Source organism: Galactobacter sp., from assembly GCF_022712295.1.
In the GTDB taxonomy this organism is placed as follows: Bacteria; Actinomycetota; Actinomycetes; order Actinomycetales; family Micrococcaceae; genus Galactobacter.
Genome location: NZ_JALAGT010000061.1, coordinates 34535 through 42022 on the forward strand (window position 1 = coordinate 34535; position 7488 = coordinate 42022).

The window sequence follows — 7488 nt, forward strand, 5'->3', positions numbered from 1 at the left end:
AACTCCTATTGTGGTGACGCGCATCACGTGCTTAGAATTCGGGTACTCGAGCAGTCGTTCGCCTTTTATGGAGCGGAGCGACGCTCCCACCCTCTTGAGAAACTCGAGGGCGGGCACCTACGACACGATGGAGTGCAAAAGTGAGTGCAAACAAGTTCAACCGCACGGCCAAGGGCCGGCGACGTTGGGGTGTCGTCTTAGCAGCTGGTCTCGCTGCGGTGTCGCTCGCGGCCTGTTCGGGCCCGGCCGGCGGCAAGGACGACTCCGGAGATGGCGTCGCTGCCGGCGGTGGCCCCAAGATGAAGGTCGCCCTGATCACCCACTCCACCCCGGGTGACACGTTCTGGGACATCATGCGCAAGGGCGCTGACACCGCGGGGAAGAAGGACAATATCGAGGTCCTCTACAGCTCCGATCCCGACGGCGCCAGGCAGGCTCAGCTCGTGGACCAAGCCGTGGATCAGAAGGTGGACGGAATCATCGTTTCCTTGGCCAAGCCGGAGGCCATGGCCGGGTCGGTCAAGAAGGCACTGGACGCGGGCATCCCGGTCTACAGCGTGAACTCCGGTGAGAACGAGTACAAGGACATGGGTGTCCTGGCGCACTTCGGCCAGGATGACCGCGTGGCAGGGCAGGCAGCAGGCGAGAAGCTCAAGGAGCTCGGTGCAAAGCATGTGGTCTGCGTGATTCAGGAACAGGGCCACGTAGGGCTGGAGAATCGCTGCACCGGCGTCGAGGAGAAGCTGGGAGGCAAAATGGAGCGGCTCTACGTCACTGCCGCGGATTCGACCAACATCTCCTCCACCATCACTTCGAAGCTGCAGACCACTAAGAGCGTTGACTACGTCCTGACACTCGGTGCTCCGCAGGCGCCCATCGCCCAGAAGGCCATCTCTGAAGCTGGTTCCGACGCCAAGCTCGCAACGTTCGATATGAATGCTGACGTCATCAAGGGGCTCAAGAACGACTCGTTGCAGTTCGGTGTGGATCAGCAGCCGTACCTTCAGGGATATGAGGCCGTGGACGCGGTCTGGCTGAACAAGCGCAATGCCAATGTACTCGGTGGTGGCCGTGCCGTACTGACCGGTCCGCAGATCATCACCAAGGATGATGCCGACGAGCTTGAGGAGTACGTGGAGAAGGGCACCCGATGACGGCCACTCTCCCAGCCTCGAATCGGACGCCGACGAAGAAGGACGAGCGTATCGCTCGGAGCAATCTCTTCGTCCGCTTCTTCACCAAACCCGAAGCCGGCGCCACGGCCGCAGCGGTGGTCATTGCGATCCTGTTTGCAGTGGTGGCACCGCAGTTCACTCAGGCCAGCTCCATCGCGACGATCCTCTACGGTGCCTCCACCGTGGGCATCATGGCCGTGGGTGTCTCCCTGCTGATGATCGGCGGCGAGGTCGACCTCTCCGCCGGTGTGGGTGTGGTCTCCTCCGCCTTGTGCGGCGGGCTGTTCCTGTACTGGTTCGGCACCAATGTCTGGTGGGGTGTGCTGGCCAGCCTGGTGTTCTCCCTCGGCATCGGCTTTCTCAACGGTTGGCTGTTGACCAAGACGAAACTGGCGAGCTTCATCGTCACCCTCGCCACGTTCTTCATGCTGACCGGTCTGAACCTGGGCCTGACCAGATCCCTGACGGGCGGGGTCGCGACCCCGTCCATCGAACGTTGGTCCGGTTTCGAGTCGGCAGCAGCCGTTTTCGCCTCCGACGTGTCGGTGTTCGGAGTCAAGGTGAAGATCACGGTCTTCTACTGGATTCTCATGGTGGCCGTCGCAACCTGGATCCTGCAGCGCACCAGGACGGGTAACTGGATCTTCGCGTCCGGCGGAGCACCTGATTCAGCACGTGCCGTCGGGGTTCCGGTGGCTCGAACCAAGATCGGCCTCTACATGGGTGTGGGGTTCTGCGCCTGGTTGCTGGGTATGCATCAGCTCTTCGCCTTCAAGACGGTTCAGTCTGGCGAGGGCATCGGTAACGAGTTCCTCTACATCATCGCCGCGGTTGTGGGAGGTTGCCTCATGACCGGTGGCTATGGATCCGCGATCGGCGGCGCCATCGGCGCTCTCATCTACGGCATGGCCCTCAAGGGAGTCGTGTACGCGGAATGGAACCCGGACTGGTTGAAGTTCTTCCTGGGCGCCATGCTCTTGGGCGCCACCGTCCTGAACTTCACACTGCAACGTAGGGCCGCGAAGGGAGGCAAGAAATGACTGCCCAGGTAACCGCCCCCTCGTCGGGCACGGACAAGGGCGCTCAGCCGCTGGTGGAACTGAAGGAAGCCGGCAAGCGCTACGGCAACATCATCGCGCTCAAGGACGTGAGCCTGAAGGTCGGCGCGGGTGAGGTCATGTGCGTGCTGGGCGACAACGGTGCGGGCAAGTCCACGTTGATCAAGATCATCGCGGGCCTGCACCAGAACACGTCAGGCCAGTACCTCGTCCAGGGTGAAGAGGTCCATTTCAGTTCACCGCGTGAGGCCCTCGCCGCCGGTATCGCCACGGTGTATCAGGATCTGGCGGTCGCGCCGCTGATGCCGGTGTGGCGCAACTTCTTCCTGGGTTCAGAGGTCACCAAGGGTTGGGGTCCGTTCTCCAAGATGGACGTTGCGTTCATGCGGAGGACCGCCAAGAAGGAACTGTTGGACATGGGTATCGACCTGCGCGATGTGGACCAGCCCATCGGGACGCTCTCCGGCGGTGAGCGTCAGTGTGTGGCGATCGCCCGAGCCGTGTACTTCGGCGCCAAGGTGCTGATTCTGGATGAGCCCACCGCCGCACTCGGCGTGAAACAGTCCGGTGTGGTGTTGCGTTACATCATCCAGGCTCGTGAGCGAGGCCTCGGGGTCATCTTCATCACCCACAACCCCCACCATGCCTATCCCGTGGGAGACCGTTTCCTTCTGCTCAAGCGGGGCCAGTCCATCGGCTACCACGAGAAGGAGGACATCACACTGGAAGAACTGACCAGCATGATGGCCGGTGGGGCCGAGCTGGAGCAGTTGGTGCACGAGCTGCGCGACGTCGGTACGGAGACCGGTGTGATCCGGGAGATCCGTGACGAGATCCACGAGGACTCCCAGGCCGATGTGGGTCGGATCCCAGTGACGGGGGCCATCGATATCACGGGGCTGCCGGAGGACCTGGAGCAGGACGGCAAGCGCCGCCGCAAGCGCTGAGCCGGTTACATCCTGCGGTGCGTTGGCACGGATGGCGGTGTGGATCCTCGGATCCACACCGCCATCCGTGCGCTCATGCCGCAATTCGTGATCCGGCAACGCCGGTTGAAGGGTCTACTTCTTGCTCTTCTTGGCCTTCTTCTTGGGCTGATCCAACGCGACCTCCAGCAGCAGGCCACCCACCAGGGCCGCGTTCTTGAAGAACTGCACCTGCTGCTGCTTGCGGGCCACCGGATCCTGGATCTTCCAGAATGCATGCCCGGCCAAGGTGGTGGGGACCATGGAACCGGCGATCACGGCCGAGGAGAACCGAGGGAAACGCCCCAGGGCCAGCAAAGCCCCTCCCGCTGCTTGGGCTGCACCATTGGCTCGGACCAGCAGCTCGTCGTTCTTGGGGAGCGGGACCACCTTGCGAATGCTGTCCAAGGTGGGCCCTGCCTGCTCCACCCGGCCGCCGGGTTTGCGGGCTGCGTCAGCGCCGAGGACCACGAACGTGGTTCCGGTGAGTAGGCGTCCAACGCTGCGGATGAGTGTGCGTCCGGGGGTCTTCATGGCTTGTCTCCTTGTCGCTCTGTTTTCCCTGCCGAGCCTATGAGACGAGGTACCCCTAGGTCACGCTTCTGCGGCGGAGGAACTCCGGTTTGCCCGCATGTACCAACCCATCACCAATGCGGCCACCACCAGGAAGCCGCCGCCCAGTGCAACGGCCGGGCCGATGCCCCACATCGTTCCGAGCACAGCCAGGGTGATCCCGTTGCCGATGCGGAAGCCGGAGGAGAACATTCCGTACACGCCGATCACACGCCCACGCTCCGACGGCTCTGCCCGCAGCTGCGCAAGGGCTTGCCCCATGGAGTTCGACACCAGGTTCGCCACGCCGCCGAGCACCAGGGCCAGCAGTGCAAGCCAGTAGGTGTGGGTCATGGCAACAGCCACCGTGGTCACGCCGAAGAGGATGGACCAGCCCACGATGGCCCGCGGTGTTGGGCGCCCGCGAGTCAGCGCCTCGATGAGAAGACCGCCGATCACGCCGCCTGCGCCGTTGGCGAAGAGCAGCACACCGTAGCCGATCCCACCATCGCCGATCGCTAGGTTGCTGGTGGCGAAATCAGGGATGGAGACCTGGAGGGAGCCGCCAATGGCCACCGCGGAGAGCCCGGAGAGCAGGATGACGCCGAAGAGCGTGCGATCACGGACCACGGATCCCAACGAGGAGAACATGGCCCGGAATCCGGGGCGGGTGCCGACCATCCCCTGCGTGGACCCGTGCCCGGTCTGCTCGACCCTCATCAGCATGAGTGTCAGCGGCAGGTAGAAGAGAATGTTCACGAAGATGCCCCACACCGGCCCCAGACCGAGCAGCAACGCGGACCCGACCACTGGGCCACAGAGGATCCCTAGGCTGCGGAAGGTCGCGTTCAGGCGAACGGCGCCCGGCAGGTCGCGTTCCTCGACGAAGTCGTGGAGCAGCAGCTGTTCCGCCGGCGCCCACATGGCACCGGCGATGCCGTGAAGAATCAGCAGGACGCAGGCCGACCACATCTGCAAAGAGTCGGTGAGGAAGAGCAGTCCCCAACTCAGCGACACCAGCATGAAAAGTACCTGCGAGAACTGGATGATCTTGCGGCAGTCCACGCGCTCCGCCAGTGCGCCGAAGGGAACGGAGAGCAGCAGGAACGGCAGCCAGTGGGACACGACCTCGAACCCGACCAGCACTTCGGAGTGGAACATCTCCCACAACACCCAGTAGGTGATCACGTGTTCGATGTTGTCCGCCATCATCGCCAGCGCTCCGCCGATCAGATAGTTGCGCGGCGTCTTCTGACGCAACGCGGCGAACTTCTGTGGTTCGGAGGCGGACGCGCTCACATGGCTCCTTCGATGGATACGGCAACGGTGCGGCTGGGCGGCCTCATCATGTTTATCACCTGTGCCCGACGATCGGTGGTCAGGTCCCACCGCGCGGGACCTGACCGGTGCCCCCTACGGGTGAAGCGTTGCACTCATGCCGGCCCTGATCTTGCCGCCTTTCTGAGTGGTCGGCGTTGCACGGTTGATTCACTAATTGCCGTGAACAGTTCAGCCGTGGTGGGAACTCAGGGCGTTGGTGCCGTCAGTTTCAGTGTTGCTGCCATGCCTGCGACGACGAACGCGGTGGCTGAGTGGTGGATGTCCACTGCCGGGACTGAGAGCGCCCATGCGTGAAGCTGGCTTTCGAGGCCGCTGGACGGGGCTTCGATGTAGGCGTGCGGGGTTTCGCCGTTGGCCGGTTGGGCTTCGCTTTCGTCGCGTTGGGTGGCGTGGTCGGTCAGTAGGGCCTCGACGTGGGTGCGGAGCCTGCCCAGGGCGTTGGCGTCGTGGTCGAGGCTTTCGCGCTGTCGCTGCAACTCTTTGGCGTCGCGTTCCTGTTCGGCCTGAAGTCGTGTGAGTTCTTGGTATTCGTCGGCGAGGCAGGTGCGGACTTTCTTGGCGTGTTCGGCTGCTTTCTTGAGTTGGTCGGCGAAGGCGTAGTTGGCGTCTTGGCCCAGCTGCATCAGTTCTTCCCGTCGGGTCAGCGTGGTTTCCGCTGCGGCGGTGCCTGCACGGTAGCCGGTCCAGTAGAGGGTCGAGTCGATGGTGTTGGGGTTCTCGTGGGGGAAGGGCCTGGCTGGGGAGGTGAATGAGGCGCCGGAGGGTAGGCGTGTGGTGATCGGCCCGGTGCCGTTGGGCAATGGCGTTGTGCCGTTCGGTGTTGGCCCGGTGCCATCGGGCGATGACGTTGTGCCGATGGGTGAGGGATCCGTGCCGTCGGGTGCTGGTGCGGTTCCCGTGGATGCTGGAGTGGGGCCAGCAGGTTGGGGTGTGGCGGTGGTGTTGCCGGAGTCTTTGATGAGGTTGTGGCGGGCGCAGAGACCTTGGCCGTTAGCGAAGCTGGTGGGACCGCCTGTTACGTGTGGGGTGATGTGGTCCAGGTGTTTGATCGGGGAGTTGCAGTAGGGGTGCCTGCAGAATTTATCTCGGAAGCCGATCATCTGGGCCAGTCCGTCGGGGAAGGTCCGGGACTTGGATTCCATGGCGACCAGTGCCCCGGATGCCGGGTCGGTGTAGAGCCGTTTCAGCGTCGCCTGGTGGTTGGCGGTGGCGGTGGCGATCATGGTCCTGGCGGTCTCGGCGGGGACGGGGCCGAGGCCGAAGACCTCCGCGGGAGTGTCTTGGATGCCGAAGAGCGCCAGGTCCGTGATCACGACGTTCACCTGGACACCCACACGGGCGTGAAAACCGGTGTGCTGGCCTGCACCGGTGGGATGAGTTGGGCCGGTGGGGGCTGGCAGGCCTTCAGGGGACCGCAAAAAGGCAGCGAACGCGTCCCTCGCCTGATCCACCTCCGCGAAACCGGGCAAGAAGCCGTCGTCCTTGGCGGCAGCATCGGTGTCGGTGTCGGTGTTGGCAGACAGGTCCCCATGCGCGACGGCCGCGGTCGTTCCGAACGCGGGCTCGGTGTCAATCTCGTCCGGAGCGCATGAGACACCTTCACTGGTCCGGGCGGTAGCACCTTCAGCCTCGAGGGTGCCGTCAGGGTGAGCACCGTGCATGATGGCGCCGGTATTTCCCAAGGTCCCGCCCTTGGTAGGTTCGGCGCCGGGCATGGCGGTGCCGGCGGAGGGAGAACTCGGGCGGTCAGTTGGACCGTTCCCGCTGGTCTTGATGCGGTGCGCCTGGGTGAAACTGCGGGGGACGTGGCCGGTGGCTTCGGCCCAGCCGATGACGATGCCGGTCAACGCGTCGGCTTTGATGTGGGCTTCGAGGCGTTCCTCGCCTGCGGCGCGCTTGGATTTGGCGTAGCGGGTGAGGATGGTGTCGATGGCCATGGCGACCGCTCCGGGCAGGAGTGCGGTGAGGTTGGCCATGCTGTCTGGGCGGGGTCGGACGCTGACGTGGCGTTGTTCGGCGGCTTTCCGCGCCCGTTCTGCGGCGAGTTCTGGTTCGAGTTGGGCGGTGGTGAAGCGTAGGCGGTGGCGTAGTTCGCGTTCACCGAGGTGGGGTGCCTCGTCGGCGAGGTCGGTGTCGGCTTGGCGTTTGCCGTCCTCGGTGAGCAGGGTGGTCTCGTCGAAGAACGTGACGAGGTGATCCTCACTGACCTGGCCTTGGCTGAATTCTTCGAAGAGACGCGGTGCCTGGGCCGGGGCGTGAGCGTGTCAGATGGTCTGTGTAAGCCCTTCTGGGAAGGACAATCATGACCATGACGAATACGGATCCTCATGCCAACGGTGGCGGTGCTGCTGCGGTGGAGGCGTTGAAGGCCTCCGGCGGGCTGGATGAGGTCTTCAA

Annotated in this window: 5 protein-coding genes and 1 pseudogene; 3 read left to right on the plus strand and 3 right to left on the minus strand. The window is 63.8% G+C overall.

Annotated elements, in window-relative coordinates:
- Nucleotides 1-140 precede the first annotated feature (140 nt).
- From Q0A15_RS04760 to Q0A15_RS04770, 3 genes are read left to right on the plus strand one after another with little or no spacing between them, the layout of a single operon-like run.
- Nucleotides 141-1154 carry a sugar ABC transporter substrate-binding protein gene (locus Q0A15_RS04760; protein ID WP_291278382.1) on the plus strand — a complete coding sequence of 338 codons (1014 nt, stop codon included), beginning with the start codon at nucleotides 141-143 and terminating at the stop codon, nucleotides 1152-1154.
- Nucleotides 1151-2215 carry an ABC transporter permease gene (locus tag Q0A15_RS04765; RefSeq protein WP_291278383.1) on the plus strand — a complete coding sequence of 355 codons (1065 nt, stop codon included), beginning with the start codon at nucleotides 1151-1153 and terminating at the stop codon, nucleotides 2213-2215. Before Q0A15_RS04760 ends, Q0A15_RS04765 begins: the two co-directional genes overlap by 4 nt.
- Nucleotides 2212-3180, plus strand: a complete 969-nt coding sequence (locus Q0A15_RS04770) for an ATP-binding cassette domain-containing protein (protein ID WP_291278384.1) — start codon at nucleotides 2212-2214, stop codon at nucleotides 3178-3180. Before Q0A15_RS04765 ends, Q0A15_RS04770 begins: the two co-directional genes overlap by 4 nt.
- 114 nt (nucleotides 3181-3294) lie before the next feature.
- On the opposite strand, the gene Q0A15_RS04775 is transcribed toward Q0A15_RS04770, so the two are convergent.
- The 3 genes and pseudogenes from Q0A15_RS04775 to Q0A15_RS04785 all read right to left on the minus strand — a co-directional run.
- A complete protein-coding gene (locus Q0A15_RS04775) occupies nucleotides 3295-3732 on the minus strand; it encodes a DoxX family membrane protein (RefSeq protein ID WP_291278385.1) in 438 nt (145 codons plus the stop codon).
- A 60-nt stretch (nucleotides 3733-3792) separates the two neighbouring features.
- Nucleotides 3793-5049 carry an MFS transporter gene (locus tag Q0A15_RS04780; RefSeq protein WP_291278386.1) on the minus strand — a complete coding sequence of 419 codons (1257 nt, stop codon included), beginning with the start codon at nucleotides 5047-5049 and terminating at the stop codon, nucleotides 3793-3795.
- A gap of 227 nt (nucleotides 5050-5276) precedes the next feature.
- Nucleotides 5277-7319 (minus strand): annotated as a pseudogene (locus Q0A15_RS04785) (DUF222 domain-containing protein); the annotation flags it as partial.
- Nucleotides 7320-7488: the final 169 nt, after the last annotated feature.